The organism is Desertibacillus haloalkaliphilus (assembly GCF_019039105.1).
In the GTDB taxonomy this organism is placed as follows: domain Bacteria; phylum Bacillota; class Bacilli; order Bacillales; family KJ1-10-99; genus Desertibacillus; species Desertibacillus haloalkaliphilus.
In genome coordinates, this window is the sequence record NZ_JAHPIV010000007.1 from 203,268 (window position 1) to 220,666 (window position 17,399).

Annotated in this window: 17 protein-coding genes; 1 reads left to right on the forward strand and 16 read right to left on the reverse strand. The window is 41.2% G+C overall.

Annotated features, from left to right (window positions below):
• Positions 1 to 65: 65 nt before the first annotated feature.
• The 13 genes from KH400_RS10005 to dgoD form a co-directional block, all read right to left on the reverse strand.
• A complete protein-coding gene (locus tag KH400_RS10005) occupies positions 66 to 2,210 on the reverse strand; it encodes an ATP-dependent Clp protease ATP-binding subunit (protein WP_217224336.1) in 2,145 nt (714 codons plus the stop codon).
• A 233-nt stretch (positions 2,211 to 2,443) separates the two neighbouring features.
• Entirely contained in the window at positions 2,444 to 3,913 is a 1,470-nt protein-coding gene (locus tag KH400_RS10010; protein ID WP_217224337.1) for a sodium:solute symporter family protein, read from the reverse strand.
• A gap of 30 nt (positions 3,914 to 3,943) precedes the next feature.
• Positions 3,944 to 4,192 carry a hypothetical protein gene (locus tag KH400_RS10015; RefSeq protein WP_217224338.1) on the reverse strand — a complete coding sequence of 83 codons (249 nt, stop codon included), beginning with the start codon at positions 4,190 to 4,192 and terminating at the stop codon, positions 3,944 to 3,946.
• Between the two features lie 16 nt (positions 4,193 to 4,208).
• A complete protein-coding gene (locus tag KH400_RS10020; RefSeq protein WP_217224374.1) occupies positions 4,209 to 5,855 on the reverse strand; it encodes a class I adenylate-forming enzyme family protein in 1,647 nt (548 codons plus the stop codon).
• 46 nt (positions 5,856 to 5,901) lie between these two features.
• A complete protein-coding gene (locus tag KH400_RS10025; protein WP_217224339.1) occupies positions 5,902 to 7,458 on the reverse strand; it encodes an acyl-CoA carboxylase subunit beta in 1,557 nt (518 codons plus the stop codon).
• Position 7,459: 1 nt separating this feature from the next.
• Positions 7,460 to 7,810 (reverse strand): hypothetical protein, encoded by a 351-nt coding sequence (locus tag KH400_RS10030; RefSeq protein ID WP_217224340.1) that lies wholly within the window; start codon positions 7,808 to 7,810, stop codon positions 7,460 to 7,462.
• A gap of 131 nt (positions 7,811 to 7,941) precedes the next feature.
• Positions 7,942 to 8,370, reverse strand: a complete 429-nt coding sequence (locus tag KH400_RS10035; RefSeq protein WP_217224341.1) for an acyl-CoA thioesterase — start codon at positions 8,368 to 8,370, stop codon at positions 7,942 to 7,944.
• Position 8,371: 1 nt separating this feature from the next.
• Positions 8,372 to 8,722, reverse strand: a complete 351-nt coding sequence (locus KH400_RS10040; protein ID WP_217224343.1) for an AMP-binding enzyme — start codon at positions 8,720 to 8,722, stop codon at positions 8,372 to 8,374.
• A 19-nt stretch (positions 8,723 to 8,741) separates the two neighbouring features.
• Complete coding sequence (locus KH400_RS10045; protein ID WP_217224344.1) at positions 8,742 to 10,091, reverse strand: AMP-binding protein; 1,350 nt, start codon at positions 10,089 to 10,091, stop codon at positions 8,742 to 8,744.
• 55 nt (positions 10,092 to 10,146) lie between these two features.
• Positions 10,147 to 11,703, reverse strand: a complete 1,557-nt coding sequence (locus KH400_RS10050) for an acyl-CoA carboxylase subunit beta (protein WP_217224345.1) — start codon at positions 11,701 to 11,703, stop codon at positions 10,147 to 10,149.
• Between the two features lie 28 nt (positions 11,704 to 11,731).
• Positions 11,732 to 11,944 (reverse strand): acetyl-CoA carboxylase biotin carboxyl carrier protein subunit, encoded by a 213-nt coding sequence (locus KH400_RS10055; RefSeq protein ID WP_312889116.1) that lies wholly within the window; start codon positions 11,942 to 11,944, stop codon positions 11,732 to 11,734.
• Between the two features lie 237 nt (positions 11,945 to 12,181).
• A complete protein-coding gene (locus KH400_RS10060; RefSeq protein WP_217224346.1) occupies positions 12,182 to 13,078 on the reverse strand; it encodes an AEC family transporter in 897 nt (298 codons plus the stop codon).
• 37 nt (positions 13,079 to 13,115) lie between these two features.
• Positions 13,116 to 14,264: a galactonate dehydratase gene (dgoD, locus tag KH400_RS10065; RefSeq protein ID WP_217224347.1), complete on the reverse strand. Its 1,149-nt coding sequence runs from the start codon at positions 14,262 to 14,264 to the stop codon at positions 13,116 to 13,118.
• A 230-nt stretch (positions 14,265 to 14,494) separates the two neighbouring features.
• Between dgoD and KH400_RS10070 the strand changes: the two genes are divergently transcribed.
• A complete protein-coding gene (locus KH400_RS10070) occupies positions 14,495 to 15,382 on the forward strand; it encodes a 6-phosphofructokinase (RefSeq protein ID WP_217224349.1) in 888 nt (295 codons plus the stop codon).
• Positions 15,383 to 15,531: 149 nt separating this feature from the next.
• Here the strand turns inward: KH400_RS10070 and KH400_RS10075 are convergent, their stop codons facing one another.
• The 3 genes from KH400_RS10075 to KH400_RS10085 form a co-directional block, all read right to left on the reverse strand.
• A complete protein-coding gene (locus KH400_RS10075) occupies positions 15,532 to 15,792 on the reverse strand; it encodes an HPr family phosphocarrier protein (protein WP_217224350.1) in 261 nt (86 codons plus the stop codon).
• Positions 15,793 to 15,856: 64 nt separating this feature from the next.
• The gene (locus KH400_RS10080; RefSeq protein WP_217224351.1) at positions 15,857 to 17,137 is read right to left on the reverse strand and encodes a TRAP transporter large permease; all 1,281 of its coding nucleotides are present in this window, start codon (positions 17,135 to 17,137) and stop codon (positions 15,857 to 15,859) included.
• Positions 17,138 to 17,148: 11 nt separating this feature from the next.
• On the reverse strand, positions 17,149 to 17,399 hold a 251-nt coding region (locus KH400_RS10085), incomplete at its 5' end, for a TRAP transporter small permease (RefSeq protein WP_217224352.1).

Below are 17,399 nucleotides of genomic sequence, written 5' to 3' on the forward strand. Positions count from 1 at the left end.
CCCTTTTCTTGCTTTTCATCTAAATTAATGTAAAAAAACGAGATCACTAGGACCTCGTTTTTCCTCTATCGTTTATAACTGTTTTTAACTACAAATTCATTGTCTTTAAAGTCTACACTAATCGTTGACACATCTTCCTCATCAATGAGAACATCGGCAATCTTATCTTCAATTTTTTCTTGAATGACGCGACGAAGTGGTCGAGCCCCAAAACGAGGGTCATAACCAAGTGTTGCTAGCTTCATCTTAGCATCCTCTGAAACGACAATTGACAGACCTTCCTCTTTAACATTGTTATTAAGATCAGTAAGCATAAGTTCAACAATTTGTACTAAATGCTCTTCTTTCAATTCGTTAAATGGTATGATTGCATCAAATCGGTTTAAAAATTCAGGTTTAAAGTACGAGCTTAGTGCTTCAAGTGTTGACACTGCATCCGTTTCGCCGTCCTGACCAAAGCCAACAGTGACTTTCTTTTCACCCGTACCAGCATTACTTGTCATAATAATAACCGTGTCCTTAAAGCTTACCGTACGTCCTTGACTATCGGTCAAACGACCGTCTTCCATAATTTGTAGGAACATATGTTGAACGTCCGGATGTGCCTTCTCAATTTCATCTAATAGGACGATACTATAAGGATTTCGGCGCACTCGCTCTGTTAATTGTCCCGCTTCCTCATGGCCGACATAGCCAGGCGGTGAACCAATTAATTTAGAGACAGAGTGTTTCTCCATATACTCACTCATATCGAAGCGAATATAAGCATCTTTTGTCCCAAACAATTCTTCAGCTAAACATTTCGTTAATTCTGTTTTCCCGACACCCGTCGGTCCGACAAATAAGAATGATCCAATTGGTCGTGTTTTTGCTTTTAAGCCCGCTCGGCTTCGACGAATCGCTTTCGCTACTTTTTGTACCGCACCCTCTTGACCAATCACTTTACTATCTAGACGTTCGGCTAAGTTTTTCAGCTTGCTTTGTTCGTCCTCTTGTAGCTTTCCAACCGGGATACACGTTTTCTCTTCAATAATTTCTTGGATATAAGCAACCTCAACAACAAGCTTTTTCACATCTTCATCTGCATTATTCAACTTTTGTTGTAACTGTAACTCTTGGGTACGTAAGTTAGCGGCACGCTCGTAATCTTCAGCTTCAGCCGCTTTATCCTTTTCCTTTGTGATTTCTGCTAAACGTGTTTCAATATCATCGCTATTCATTTCTGATTGTTCGAGGTTAAGGTTTGCCCCCGCCTCATCAAGTAAGTCAATCGCTTTATCTGGTAAGAAGCGATCTTGAATATAACGATGTGACAATTGAACACATGCTTGGATCGCCTCATCTGAATAACGAATGTCATGGTATTGCTCATACTTAGGTTGTAAGCCTTTAAGAATATCAACAGACTCTTCAACGGTTGGTTCTTTCACCATGACAGGCTGGAATCTGCGTTCAAGTGCTGCATCCTTCTCAATTTGGCGATACTCTTTTAACGTTGTTGCACCAATCACTTGTAATTCCCCACGAGCCAGTGCTGGTTTCAAAATATTCCCTGCATCCATTGAACCTTCCGCAGACCCTGCACCGACTAACAAATGAATTTCATCGACAAACAGAATCACATTTTTACGGCTTTTTAGCTCTGAAATTAATTGTTTCATTCGTTCTTCAAATTGACCGCGAATACCTGTGTTCGCAACAAGTGAAGCAACATCTAGTAAATAGATTTCTTTATTAGCAAGCTTAGTCGGAACATCACCTTCTGCGATTTTGAGTGCTAATCCTTCAGCAATCGCTGTCTTCCCTACACCAGGCTCACCTATTAAAACAGGGTTATTTTTATTGCGTCGATTTAAAATTTTGATGACTTGATTTACTTCCTTATCTCGACCAATGACTGGGTCGATTAATCCAGCCTTTGCACCATTTGACAGGTTTTGACCTAAGTCTTCTAAGACACCACCTGACCCTTGTCCAGCTTGCATTTGCTCAGAATGTTGCGTTTGCTCAAAGCCGTGTGGTGGTTGTATAAATCCTTCAAACATTTGATCAAAGTTATTTCCAAAGAAACCAATTCCTGATGGCTTCTTCATCCCTTGTTGAATCTCTGCATAACATGTGCTACATAGTTGAAGTTGTTTCATTTGACCATTGATATTCATTGTCAGTTTGACATTTGCTTGTTTCGTTTGACATTTTTGACAACGCATAACGAACTCCCCCTATATTTAATAGTTATATATTGTCTTTTAATCATAGCTATTTGTCTTTGACTTTCTTTGACCTTGTGCTTTTTATTATATACTGACCTTCTTTGACTTTCAAGTCTTTTTTGATCTTTCCTGACCAATTTGATTAAACAGCTTGTCCATGACATATCATTAAAACAAAACTTGTAAAAACTGAGCTTACCCTATGATCAGAGTAAGCTCAGTTCTTACATTTAAGATAGAGATGGATCTGAATGATAGTCTTTCATTTTGTCGATCATTTCTTGTGACGGTTGTTCCGTGAGTTTCGATACAACCATCATTGTAATGAGAGAAAGCGGAAGTGAAACGAGAATTTCGGAATTATATGGTAGTGTTAAAACGAAGAAACTGACAAAAAAACTAGTCGCTCCGACCACCAAACCTGCAATCGCACCGGTTCGATTTGCTCGCTTCCACCAGATACCAAGTACTAATGGACTAAACAACGCCGACACCATAAAACCTACAGCAGCCGTATATAAAACGATCAAAAAGGCAGGTGGATTTAACGTTAACAACATCACAACAATCCCAATCACCCATGTAAACATCATTGATACTCGTAAAATTTTCTTCTGACTTGCTTTTGGATTGATCACACCTTTATATAAGTCATAAGCAAAGGCACTACTAACCGCTAATAACAACGCATCTGTTGATGACATCACCGCTGCCATGATTCCAGCCGTAATAATTCCCATAACAACTGGACCAAAAAACTGATCAGCAATCAATAACATCCACATATCCGAAGCATGACTTTCTAATACAGACGTGCCTAACAAAGGGATAAATGGAACAATAATTAATGCTGCCCCCAGCATCAGTAATCCATAGATCAACATACTGATATTTAGCGATAATTTGGCAGAGCGCACATCAGTTGCGGTAAAAATTCTCATCACCAAATGAGGAGTAACACAAACTGCTGCCGCCCATGTTACAAATGCCCCAATATAAGCTGCAATTGGAACAGTCACTCCCACAGCTCCAAGTGCTGGGTTCTCGTTGGTAGCGCTTACAACAAACTCGGACCATGGCATTGGCAGGTTCGTTATCGCACCAAAAATTATAGCAGCAATTAAAAATACCATCATCGCACCTTGGAGGACATTCGTCCACGTAACTGCTAGCATCCCACCAAGTGAGACATAAAAGATAAATACGAGTACAATGATGATTAAACCCCATTCATAGGTAAGACCTGTCACATAAGATGCAATTAGGCCACCTGCTGTCATCTGTGACATTAAGTACATCGCTGAACCAATAATAATGACGATCGGAATAGCCATTTTAAAGAAGGCTCCCCCATAACGATCATTGATGAATTCAGATACAGTAAACTTTCGTGATTGCCGTAACGGCTTGGCGACTAATATACTCGAAATTGCAAACCCAACAATTGAACCGACCGTCATCCATGCTAAAAATGGAAAACCCAAGTTCCAAATGGTACCTGCTCCGGCCATAAATGAACCACCACTCCCGAGCGCAGCTAACATCGCTAGGGAATTAACGCCTGTGCCTATACTTCTACCTGCTACATAGTAGTCATCAACCCCCGAACCTGAGTTGGAAATTCGTCGTTGTGAATACAACCCTAACCCAATTAAAAACAGTAAGTAGATAATCATGATCGATAATTCAACGGTCTTCAACGCACACCACTTCCCTCCAATGTAATCGGTTTACGAGCCTTGAATCGTTGTCTCTTCGCTTTTGTTTCTGCCTTGATTTTTATCCATAATAATTAACAAAATCCCAACGATTGGAGCAAGCACATGCAACAAATAAGCAGCCCAAGCCACAAGCGTAATATTTAAGATTGTTATCTCATAACTCCAAGGCAGAAAAAAGATAATTGTATATAGTAAAATCCCAATGAGAAAGAAACAATCACGACGTGGAAGTGAAAACCATTGCTTATTTTTATTCATCCGTCTCTACCTCCCCTTATTGGTTAGAAGGTTCTTTTAATAATCGCCGTAAAACTTTTCCAGCACTAGTCGCTGGCAGACTCTCTCGAAACTCCACATAACGAGGATATTTATAGGCAGCCATTTTCTGTTTGGCCCACTCAATAATGTCATCTTCAGTCACGTTCTCTACATAGTCCTTGTTTGGTACAATGACCGCTTTAACACTCTCACCTCTTACTTCATCTGGGACGCCAATGACGGCTACTTGTGCAATTGCCGGATGATCCATCATTAGTGCTTCAACATCTTCTGGAAAGACACTATAACCAGAGCACTTGATCATCTCTTTCACTCGACCATTAAAATATAAAAATCCATCCTCACTGATGTGTCCGATATCACCGGTATACACCCAGCCCTCTCGCAATGTTTCTTTCGTTGCATCTGGCCGGTTCCAGTATCCCTTAAAAACCCCTGGATTTTTAATAACAATTTCACCGTGCTTTCCTGGAGGAAGACCTTCACCAGTATCAAGGTCAACAATCCGTAAATCTGTCTCATAGACCGGAATCCCACAGCTACCAAACTTTACACGATCAGGAGGCATAAATGTATCGCACGTATGTGTTTCACTTAATCCATAGGCTGCCTCATACATCTGGCATCCTCCTGTGACTTGTTTCCACTGTTCCGCTAACTCGGCAGTGACAGGCGTTCCAAAACTCGTTGCTAAATTCTTTCGCAATGAACTTAAGTTACGTTCTTTAATACCTGGAACATTCAGTAACCCGGCATTCATCGGTGCTATGCTGTGCCAAACACTCACTTGATACTGTTCAATTGCGGAAATCACTGTCTCTGGTTCAAAGCGAGTGAGCAGGACACACGGGGTATTTGAATAAACGGGAATATTGACACCCATGACCATCCCAGCAATATGACACAATGGCATAACGGCTAACCACCTGTCATCTCCTCTCACACCATTGACATGCACGGAGGCTGCTGTCTTAAATAAGGCATTCTCGTAGGTCAACATCGCTCCTTTCGGTCTCCCTGTTGTTCCTGATGTAAAGACCATTAATGCAACGTCGTCGATGTCGATTTGTTCATGGTTTGTTAGTGACTCGTAGTCTGATATGATTTTTTGAAAGTCGTACGTCTGTTCAGGAATAGATTTTTCTAACTTTAGTTCGGATGGAAGTGGTAATGTGGGTGTTGGAGGTAAATAATCGGCATAGTTGGTTGTAATGATTAACTCCAAAGTAGGTGCCTTATCCCTTAGGTTGATAATCATTGGCGATAATTCCTGGGCTGCAATCACCCCTCTTGCACCTATTTCATTGATTAAATATTCGAGTTCCGCTTCCTTATACATAGGGTTTAGAGGGCAAACAATTGCACCAATTTTTTGAACGGCATAATGCGAAATGACATACTGGGGGCAATTCTGCATGTATAAACCCATTCGATCGCCTTTTTGAATTCCCTGACTAACCAAAAATTGTGCCAGGCGGTCGGCTTGATCATCTAGCTCTTGCCATGTTACTTCCTTACCATAAAAAATATAGGCTATCTTATTTGGGGTTTGGCGAGCATTCTCTCGAACATATTCATGTAACGGCTTTTTTCCTAATCGGTACGTTAACTCTTTAGAAACTCCCGTTGGCCAGTTTTTCATCCATATTTTATCCACTTCAAATACCTCCTCGTCACAGAATCGTTTGTTAGAAACTAGTTGGCCAGTCAGCAAGTAAGCGTTCGCTTTTTGCCCCTTGGTTCATGCACGCATACTCAATCGTTTTACATAAAAACTTTCGTGTCTCCCTTGGATCAATGACATCATCAATCATGCCTTTTCCAGCGGCTTTGTATGGTGAACTATCTCCTCCCCATTTTTGTAAGAGTCGTTGCCTCTCTTCTTTTGGATTCTTCGCGTCCTTTAACTTACGTCCGTAGACGACATTGACCCCTACTTCTGGTCCGGTGAAATTAATTTCAGCAGTCGGCCAAGCAACGACAAAATCTCCCCCCATCGTCGGTCCGCACATGTTTCCATACGCTGCCCCTATACTTTTACGGATAATAACAGACACTTTTGGAACAGTCACTCTCGCCAATGCTTGATTCCAAACCATGATTTTACTCGGGACTCTTTTCTTCTCAGCTCCACTACTAACGCGAAACCCAGGAATATCATGTAAAAACACTATGGGAATATGGAATGAATCACAAAGGCAAATAAAGTCAGTGGCTTTATCACACTCATCAGGCCCGCTTGAGCCAGCAAATTTCATTGGCTGGTTGGCGATAATCCCTACAACTCTGCCATTTAATCTAGCAAGCACAGTGAGTAATGACTGACCGAACATCGGCTTCATCTCAAAAAACTCGCCATCATCTACTAGAACTTTAATAAGTTTCTTCATATCATACGCTCTCGTCCGCCTCGTTGGGACAATGTCAAGAACTTCATCAATGGAGCGGTCTGGACTATCACTTGTACCTTTGAGTGGCGGCTCTTCACCTGCATGAAGTGGCATATAGCTAAAGTACCTCTTCATCGCTTCGATCGCTTCTTCTTCTGTCTCAGATGTATGATCTATTTGCCCAGTCACTTCGGCATGAACTTGCCAGCCCCCTAATTCCTCAGGGGTTACCTTTTCACCGGTCGCAATTTCAAGCATTCTTGGTCCAGCTACTGCCATACAGCTCCCTTTCACTTGTGTCACAAAATCAGAGGAAACCGCCATCCATGTTGGTCCACCATAACTGTCACCTAAAATACTTGAAATCACCGGAACTTTTCTTCCAATAGTTAACCATTGGTTTGGAAACAATTTATCACTGAATCCATCAGAGCCCATTCCATCAGGCATTCGTAAACCGCCACCTTCTCCAAGGTGAAAAATCGGAAATCTCCGTTTCAACGCATACTCGTGTAATGTTTCAGACTTACGAATATGAACCGCGCCTTCAGTTCCTGCAAATACCGTTTTATCAATCGCCTCAACGGCTATAGGTCTACCACCCACCTTGCCAATTCCACAAATAATCCCATCTCCTGCGCTTTTCTCTTCTGCACCTGGGAAATCCGAGTGGGCAAGTTTCCCGATCTCAACAAAACTGCCTGGATCTAGTAATTTCTCAATTCTTTCTCTAGCTGTATAAAACCCTTTTTGGTGCAGCTGGTCTATCTTCTCTTTTCCACCCATCAGTTCCGCTCGTCGTCTCCGACTTTCTAGTTCTTCTATTAATTCACGCATAGTAATTTCTTCATCCATATCAATTCCCTCCCTTTTCCGTTTTGACGTTGTGCCATTTCCATTTGTTAATTACCTGCAATAAAATAGCAAATTGAAATCGAGGATGCTTTGTAATCCGCCATGGATCTTCAGGTGTCTTCGTTTTAAAGTCCGATAACAACTGCTGGACTTTTTCCTTTGAAGATGAGTTGTACTGAATGGACAAATAGGTGATCCCACCAAAGCGTTGTTTGGTTCCTAATAAAGAAGAGAACATCCGTGTCAAAGGATCAGCAGAAACATAAATAATTGAAATCGTGTAATCGCCCGTTGTAATTACCTTTTGACTGTGTTTAGCATCATACATATATACCGGTGGTTTTTCCTTCAATACGAAAGCTTCCCCCTGCTCCTCAAGAACCTTCTGGAACAACTGGGTTACACGCTTTTGTGAAAGACCAACATAAGCTTCCCACCTATTTTTATAAAAAGACAGCAAATATTTCCCCACCTTTTATAAGCTTATTGATTAAGCCCTTCAAATTGTAAAATCTTCTCTTTAATTTCATCTGGAATTGGTTGTGACCGGCCTTCTTTTGGGTTATAACTAACTTGAATCGCTTCAGCGGTTACAAGGACTTCCTCGTCTCTTGCAATGACAAACGAACAAGTTAAACTTTTTGTGCCGACATTGGTGACTCGGCAATAGACATGGAGAAGATCGTCAAGCCTAGCCGGACGAAAAAATTCAATCGTTATCTTTTTTAAAACGAGATCAAATATATTTTCCTCAGCAAGCTCAAGCCAGCGCTCACAAATTACGTTTCGAAAATATTCTGTAGCACAAACGTCCACATAAGTTGAATAGTGGGCATTGAAAACAATCTTTTGCCCGTCAATCTCTGAATAACGTACACGTATGGGATGATAAAACCGATAGTCTGATAGCATCTTATCTCTCCTTATCAGCTCGACTTTCCAACTCTTTTAATAATTGTTTCTTCAGCTTAAATTTTTCAATTTTGTTAGTTGGCGTTCGTGGCAAATCATCAATGAGGCGAAGATACTTTGGCTTCATAAAGGATGGAATGGTTCGCTCAACCCACTGTAGTAACTCATCTTGAGTAAGCCTTGTTTCCTTTGCGACAACAAAGACAGCAATCTCATCCTCATCCCCCTCATCAGCAGGAATCGGAAATGCGGCTGACATAGAAATTAATACATGCTGATTGATTACATCCTCTACTTGATAGGATGAAATATTCTCGCCTCTCCTTCTAATGACATCACCGAGCCGATCCACAAAATAAAAGATTCCATCATCATCTTTGGAACCAGCAGTTCTTCATGACTTTTACGGTTGCTTCTGGTTTATTAAAATATCGATCAAGAATAGTAGATGGGAAACGTGGTCGAAACGCGATTTCGCCAATTTCACCTGAAGGACAATGCTCATCATGTTCACCTAAAATGGTAGCCTCCAAGAAAGGTGAGGGTTTTCCCATATACCCTTTACGCAACGCCTTTCGTCCATCATTAACCGGTACACCTAACTGGTTGGCAATTTTTACAGTGTCTTTTCTTGAGTAGCCTTTATATAGCTCTACGGGAGTACCATGGCGCTCCTCCACCTCTTGAATAACACTTACAAAGCCATTTCCAGATTCTGTTTGACCAAAGCCGGCAAACACAAAATCAAATCCAAAGCGTTTAGCGACATCATGATGATACTCTGGAAGTGGCTGCATATAGACTTTATTTAATGTATTTTCACGATCATACGGCGATTCCTTTGCCTTCATTAACCACGGAATCATGACATCTAATAAAATCGCATTCGTTGCTCCACTCTTTCTAATTCGATCCCAAAACTGTTGCGGGCTAAACTTATCCCAAACAGCTACCGTACAGCCGACATAGGCAGCTCGCGCTACGAGTGCAAACGCACCACCGACATGATAGAGAGGTAGGTCATTATAAATGACATCCTTTTCATTATTAAATTTCCTAAAATAATAGGTGTAGGCGTTCATCCATCGATAGGATTGAACAACTCCTTTTGCTGGCCCTGTTGTTCCTGATGTGTAAATAATATTAGCTGTATCATGATAATAAATTGTTGTATTAAGGTTTTTTGTAGCACCTTCAAAAAGTTCATAAAAAGAAATTTCATTAAATGACTGATCAAGGCCTATGTCCATGACTTCTTCAGAAAAATCATGTTCTTCTGGTTTAGCTGTCCGGACAACAATATTCGTTGTTGATATCTCGCCTTTAATTTCATTTAACCTCGGAACAAGTTTCCGTTCTGTAATTAGCATCACTGGGTCAGTATCATTGATTTGGTATGAAAGTAATCTACCTTTGTAATTAAAGTTTATCGGGCAAAAAACAGCCCCTACCTTCCAGATCGCAAACATGGATAATGTAGTGATCAATGGGTGATATAAAAATACAGAAATCCGATCCCCTTTTTTAATCCCCCTCTGTTTTAAAGAGTGAGCGATCTGGTTTGTCAGCTCATTAAAGGTTTTATACGAAAACTTTTTATCATCTTCCCCATAATAAAAGAACGTCTTCTCACCATTGACCTTCGCGAAATATTCCAGTTGTTTGGGTATTAGCTCCTGGTCAGTGTTTAAAACTCTCTGAACGTCTTCAACATCTCTCATCACAAGTCACCTCTAAATAGGTTTTCATTTAGCCCTTAGTCAACACTCATGTCTGTTACGGTCTCATCGTATGACTAGTCCTTCCTAACTGTTGCGGTAGCAATCGATACGCATCATCTACCCACTCACAGAGCAGTGGTCTTGTTTCCCTTGGGTCAATGATCTCCTCAATCCCAAAGGCTTCAGCGGTTAACAACGGGGAGCGAATTTGTTCCATTTTTGCGGTTAACTCTTCTAATAGTTGCTGCGGGTTTTCACTCTCTTCAAGCTGTCGTCGGTACGCCACCTGGATACCTCCCTCAATCGGTAGCGACCCCCAATCTCCTGATGGCCAAGCATAGCGTAAATTGAGGCCGTGTCCATTAGACATTCCTGCCCCACCTACACCAAACACACGACGAAGTATGATCTCAATCATTGGAACAGTCGCTTGGTATATCGCAGCAATCGCGCGGACGCCTTTTCGAATCGTTCCTTTCTTTTCAGCACCTAATCCAATGGCCATCCCTGGTTGATCGACGAGATTAACAATCGGTAAATGGAACGTTTCGCATAAATCGACAAACCGTTCGATCTTCTCACAACTCTCAGCTGTTAACCCTCCACCACCAACAAATGGATCAGGGGCTAAAAAACCAACAGGGTGTCCATCTAAGCGGGCCAAGCCCGTGACTGTCCCACCCCCGTAGTAACGCCCGATCTCAAAAATGGATGTTTGATCAAAAATAAGTGGTAAAATTTCTCTTATTTTATAAGGGCGCCGACGATTTCGAGGGATTGCTTCAAGTAAACGTTCTTCTTTGCGATATCGATCATCATTTGATTTCTGTACAGGCGGAAGTTCCCATACATTTGGCGGCAAATATGATAAAAACGCTTTCATTTGCTCAAATGCTTCATCCTCAGAGCTTGCAACATTATCGATCGCCCCACTTGAACGATGGACTTTAACCCCACCTAACTGTTCTTTTGTCAAATCTTCACCAACACCGTATTTCACTACAGGTGGTCCGGCAACAAATAATTGGGCTGTTTCCGCGACCATCACCGAAAAGTGAGAAGCAGTGACCCGAGCAGCACCAAGTCCTGCGACTGAACCTAAGCAAGCCGAGACGACAGGGACGGTACCCATGTTCTTAACGACATAATCCCAAGCAGGATTAACAGGTACATACGTATGACCCATCTCCTCTAACTGTTTAACACTCCCTCCTCCACCAGTGCCATCAACGAGCCGAATCATCGGTAGTTGCAAATCGTGGGCCATCCGCTCAGCATACTCCTGCTTTCCTCGGACCGCACCATCAGATGCACCACCCCGCACTGTAAAGTCATCAGCTCCAACAACGACTTTTCGACCATTCACTCGGCCTGTACCTGTTAGAAAGTTTCCAGGTGTAAAATCAACTAACTGTCCGTCTTCATCGTATACCCCTCGGCCAGCAATAGCCCCTGCTTCGTGAAAGGTATTTTCATCAAGTAGACGATCGATTCGTTCTCTGACTGTGTACTTTCCTTTCGAACGGTGTCTCTCTATCCGTTCAAATCCTCCCATTTGTCTCGCTAATTCTTTTCTTCGTTCCAATTCTTCAAGCTCACGTTTCCAGCTCATCCTCTACCTCCAATCAACTTTTAATCTCCTATTCCAACTCGATGATGGCTTCACCTTCATCAACAAAGTCACCCTCATTGATTAATATTGATGTAATCGTTCCGCCTTCTTGCGCCTCGATTGGAATTTCCATTTTCATTGACTCTAGAATAATGACCTCTTGTCCTTCATCCACCTCTTCACCTACTGCGACATTAATTTTCCATACATTCCCCGCCATATTTGTCGAAATTGTCTTCACTTAAATTCCTCCTCTTCAATGCTCGATCTTTAACTAACTGGTTAGTATTCAAATACTACAAGATTACTGAATTTTTAGATTATTTAACCTAGTCTTTCACGTAGTTACATTCATCCTTATGTAAAAAATCTTTCAATATACCAAACAATTACTCTTGAAACATAGCAAAATCCCCCTACACAATCTTCTACACGTACAACCACATGTAAAACCATTGTATAAGAGGATCCTTATCTATTAACCTAGTATCATTAACAGCACGGTAAGTGTCACCACACTAATTAATGTCGTGATCAAGGTAATACTAGACACAAGTTTTGGTTCCGAATCAAACTGAACCGCATACATGACAATTGTTGCTGCTGATGGCATTGCCGCGGATACAATTAACACTTTTGCAAGTAATGGATCTAACGGTAACATTAATGTAATCGCATAAGCAATCGCCGGTGAAGCAAACAACCGTGCAATCACACCGAAGGAAACCTTTTCCCAATCAAAATTCCCCCATTTGATTAATGCCAACTGCATCCCTAAAATAATCATCACCGTTGGGATCGTTGCTTCTGCAATAATATCAACCGTCATAAACAAGTTTTCAGGAATTCCAACTGGCGTCGCTTTCATCAAGAGTGCAACGATTACCGCATACGTCGCTGGCATCTTAAATACCGCTCGAATTGCTAATGCAATCCCAGCACCACCTCGAGCAGCATAATAAACGCCAAAAAAGTTCATGATTATCGATTGCAAAACCATAAATGATACCGCAAAGTCAAACCCAGCAGTCCCATAGGCGAATAAAATAATCGGAGCCCCGTAATTGCCTGAATTCATAAAGGCTGTCGATAATATTAAACCGTCTTCAACTTTAGGTGGATAACGCCGAATCATCACATACATTTTATTAATTACGATCATCGCAAATAATAAAAGCGCTGAAAAAACAACCATATAGACATATTGGATATCAATCTCTGCCGTATAAAACGTACGTAACACTAAACATGGCATCATGACATAAATGGCAACCGTAGAAACCGGTTTTATGTCGATCTTTTTCCATTTCTGTACGAGAAATCCAATGAAAAAGACGAGTAAAACCGGTAACACGACTTCTATAAATATATTCATTTATTTAAACGTGACCTTACTTGAGGCAGCGTTTGTTCTACCATTCAGCAACGCTACCGTCCTTATGACGCCATACTGGATTCTTCCATTGATGTCCTTGTTCTGCCATTTTACGTACATGTGCCTCGTTAATTGATACGCCAAGCCCTGGACCTTGTGGGATATCTACATATCCATTTTTATATTCAAAGACAGAAGGATCTTCTAAATAATCAAGTAAATCGCTTCCTTGATTATAATGAATGCCTAAGCTTTGTTCCTGGATAAATGCGTTATGTGCCGTAGCGTCTACCTGCAGGCATGAAGCGAGTGCAATTGGTCCAAGTGGACAATGTGGTGCTGCCGCAACATCATAGGCTTCTGCCATCGAGATGATCTTTTTAGACTCAGTAATTCCACCTGCATGTGATAAATCCGGTTGGATAATGTCTACGTAGCCATCCTGAAGTAATGATTTAAAATCCCAGCGTGAATACATACGCTCACCCGTTGCAATCGGAATATGCGTATGGTTTGCAATCTCCCGTAATGCCTCATTGTTTTCAGGTAGTACAGGCTCTTCAATAAACATTGGGCGAAATGGCTCCAACTCTTTCGCTAGAATCTTTGCCATTGGTTTATGTACACGTCCGTGAAAATCAATTCCGATCCCAACATCATCACCAACTGCTTCACGTACAGCTGCAATCCGTTCAACCGTTTCATCGATTTTTACATACGAATCAATATACTGTAATTCTTCTGTTCCATTCATTTTCACCGCTGTAAACCCAAGGTCAACAACCTCTTTTGCTGCACGACCTACATCGCTCGGACGATCACCACCGATCCAAGAATATACACGAATACTGTCACGGCAAGGACCACCTAATAATTGATGAACCGGGGCATTATAAAACTTTCCTTTAATATCCCAAAGCGCTTGATCAATCCCCGCAATCGCACTCATTAAGATTGGGCCACCACGATAGAAACCTGCGCGATAGAGCGTATTCCAATGATCTTCAATACGAAGTGGATCTGCTCCGATTAAGTAATCACTTAACTCTTCGACAGCTGCTTTGACGGAATGGGCTCTTCCTTCAATTACAGGCTCTCCCCAACCCGTAATTCCCTCATCGGTTTCCACTTTTAAGAAACACCAACGTGGTGGAACAATAAAGCATTCTAATGATGTAATTTTCATGACAATGTCCTCCAGTCATAGATTTGAATTGTGAAATGCATTGATGCAATTCCTAGTATAACAAACTGTAACCGCAACCAATATTGTTTTTACCATCACCAATTACAACACTATTTTATTATAGGATAAAAAATTTCTCATTAATATATCTAAACGAAAAAATTTTTCTTCTTATAAGAACGTTTTTCTTTTATACTTAATGTAAACAAGAAACATACTTAAGGAGGAAGATGATGGCAACTATAGGAATTATCAACACGAGTCTTGTTACAATCGCTGTAAATGAAATCATCAGCTCACTAATCACTAAAACTGATGCTAGTAGTGACCAATTAGTCGGTATTGAAATTGATGCTAGCAGTCATACACTTACAAAAAAAGTGCTAAATGAAAAAAGTAAAACGACACCACAGAACCAAGAAATTGCACAGTTACGCTACTCATCCATTGATGAGAACAATCAAACGGCTATTGCAGAACAAATAGATCAGTATGATGCCCTCTTAATCATCACTGAAAAAGACGATATATTTGAAGCATTTGAACAAAAAAACAAAGTCATGTACATACAAACATCAATGTTCAATGATATCGAAGGCTCAGATCACTCGGTTGGTTTCGACTCAGCACTCAACGCACTTACAACAAATATTTTACAAATAAAGGATACCGCAGTTTCAATGATATATCAAAACCCGCGTCTGTTTTGTATCCAAATTCCAGGTACAGCAAAAAATCAGCTTCTCTATGATACAGCCCTTGCTGTCGACGGTACTGTGATGATTGATGAGCACGATGAGATCGCTTACGAACAATTACGTTCTTCAATTCTATCCAAATATGAACAAGGGATAACGTACTCATTTGTGCTCACTAATCATTCGGTTGACCCTTCAATCATTGAACAGAAACTCAATCGTATAGTGGAACTCGATTTTAAACACGTTCAATTTGATGAAGCACAATGCATGGGTCCTTATCCAACGGCTGTTGATAAAATTTTAGCAAGAAAAATAACCAATACAATCACGGATTGGTGCCAACAAACGAACACCTCTAGTCGCTTGCTTATTAAAGAAGATCAAGCCATTGTGACCACAGCGAGCTCGGCATCCTAAAACGTTTCATTAATGCATTTCCTCTCTAAAGCGGCGTGAGTAAGCACCTTCTTTGCCACACTACTCTTATCGCGTACTCACCCACTTGAGAAGCCCAAAAAAGACATGACCCTTTAAACCGAGGGGCATGTCTTTTTTCTACTGATTACTTATGTCAGATAATCGACAACCGCTTCAAGTGCTTGTTCACTATCCTCGCCAACAACACGAACCGTGATCGTATCGCCGTTTTGAAGATTCAATGTAATCAACCCTAAGAAGCTCTTCAAATTTATTTCAATCGGATTGCCGCGAACAATTTTTTTCAAAAAGATCTGCGACTGAAATGGTTGGATTTTCTTACTTAAATCAATAATCGTTTGGTCTTCACTAATGTTTACAGTAATTTCTCTTGTACTTCCATTGCTCATTCTTAATCCCACCTTCATATCATCATTCTACCATTTATGCCTACTACCTACTATACCCATTTTATTAGCCACTTAATGACACTAAGAACAAGGTCAATTGTGGAATAAAGATAATCACGAGTAATGTCAGTAACATGGCAACGAAGAATGGAACAATCGCTTTTGAAATCGCTTCGATCGATAAGCCGGAAATACCGGAACCGACGAAGAGGTTCACCCCAAGCGGTGGTGTAATAAAGCCGATCGCTAGGTTAATAATCATAATGATCCCAAAGTGAATCGGGTCATAACCAATATTAACGGCAATTGGTAGTAAAATTGGCGTTAATATAATGATCGCTGCCAATGTATCCATGAAACAACCAACAATTAACAGTAAGACCGTGATCAATAAGATAATTACAATTGGATTTTCTGAAATCGCCATCATCGCTTCTGCAACTTGGTTTGGGATTTGTTCGACTGTAAGCAAGCGTCCAAACGCTGTTGCACTTCCGACAATGACTAATACAGTTGCTGTAGTTAAAGCCGCATCCGCAAACACTTTTGGTAAATCACGAATTTTTAATTCGCGGTACAGAAGTAAGCCGGCAAGTAGCCCGTAGACAACCGCAATAACAGCGGCTTCTGTTGGGGTAAAGATCCCACCGTAGATCCCACCTAAAATAATAACTGGGATGAGGAGCGCCCATTTTGCCTCCCATGACGCTTCTAAAAAGCCTTTGAATGTTGTTTTTTCACCGTTACCTTTGTAGCCTTTTTTGCGGGAATAAATGTAAGACCAAACCATTAAACCAACAGCGACTAAGATCCCGGGAATAATCCCACCGATAAACATATTTCCGATCGACGCGCTGCCTACAACCCCATAAATAACCATCGGAATACTTGGTGGTATGATTACACCTAGTGAACCAGCTGCCGCGACAACCGCTGTCGCAAACTTTTTATCATATCCTTGACGAACCATCGCTGGAATCATAATCCCACCGATCGCCGCTACCGTTGCCGGTGCTGACCCTGAGATCGCCGCAAAGAACATACATGTAATAATTGTCGCAATCGCAAAACCACCCGTTTTGTTTCCGACAATACTATTGGCCACTCGGAACAACCGATCCGAGATTCCACCTTTCCCCATGATCTCGCCCGCTAAAATGAAGAACGGAACAGCCATTAAAGGGAACGAGTCAATCGATGTGACTAATCCTTGTGCTAAAAATTCGAGTGGTAATGAACCTGAATAAACAATTGCCACGAGACTCGCAAGTCCGAGAGCGATACCAATTGGAACGCTTAGTAATAGAAAAAGTGCAAAGCTTCCAAATAATACTGCTGTAACCATGTCGTTTCCCCCTATTTCTTATTCGTTACTTCCTGCTGTCCGTCTTCGACGGCTTCGGCTTCTTTTTCAAGAGCTATCTCTTGTTCGGTCTTGACTTCAAACGTTTCTTTTCCAAGCAAGGCTTTCACTTGCTTAATTAACTGTTGAATAATCCGGATCGCTGTAAGTCCCATTCCGATTGGTGTTGCCATATAGACGAGCCCCATTGGGATTTTCAAAGCTGGTGATTGTTGTCCCCATCCAAGGAGCTGTTCAGCAATGC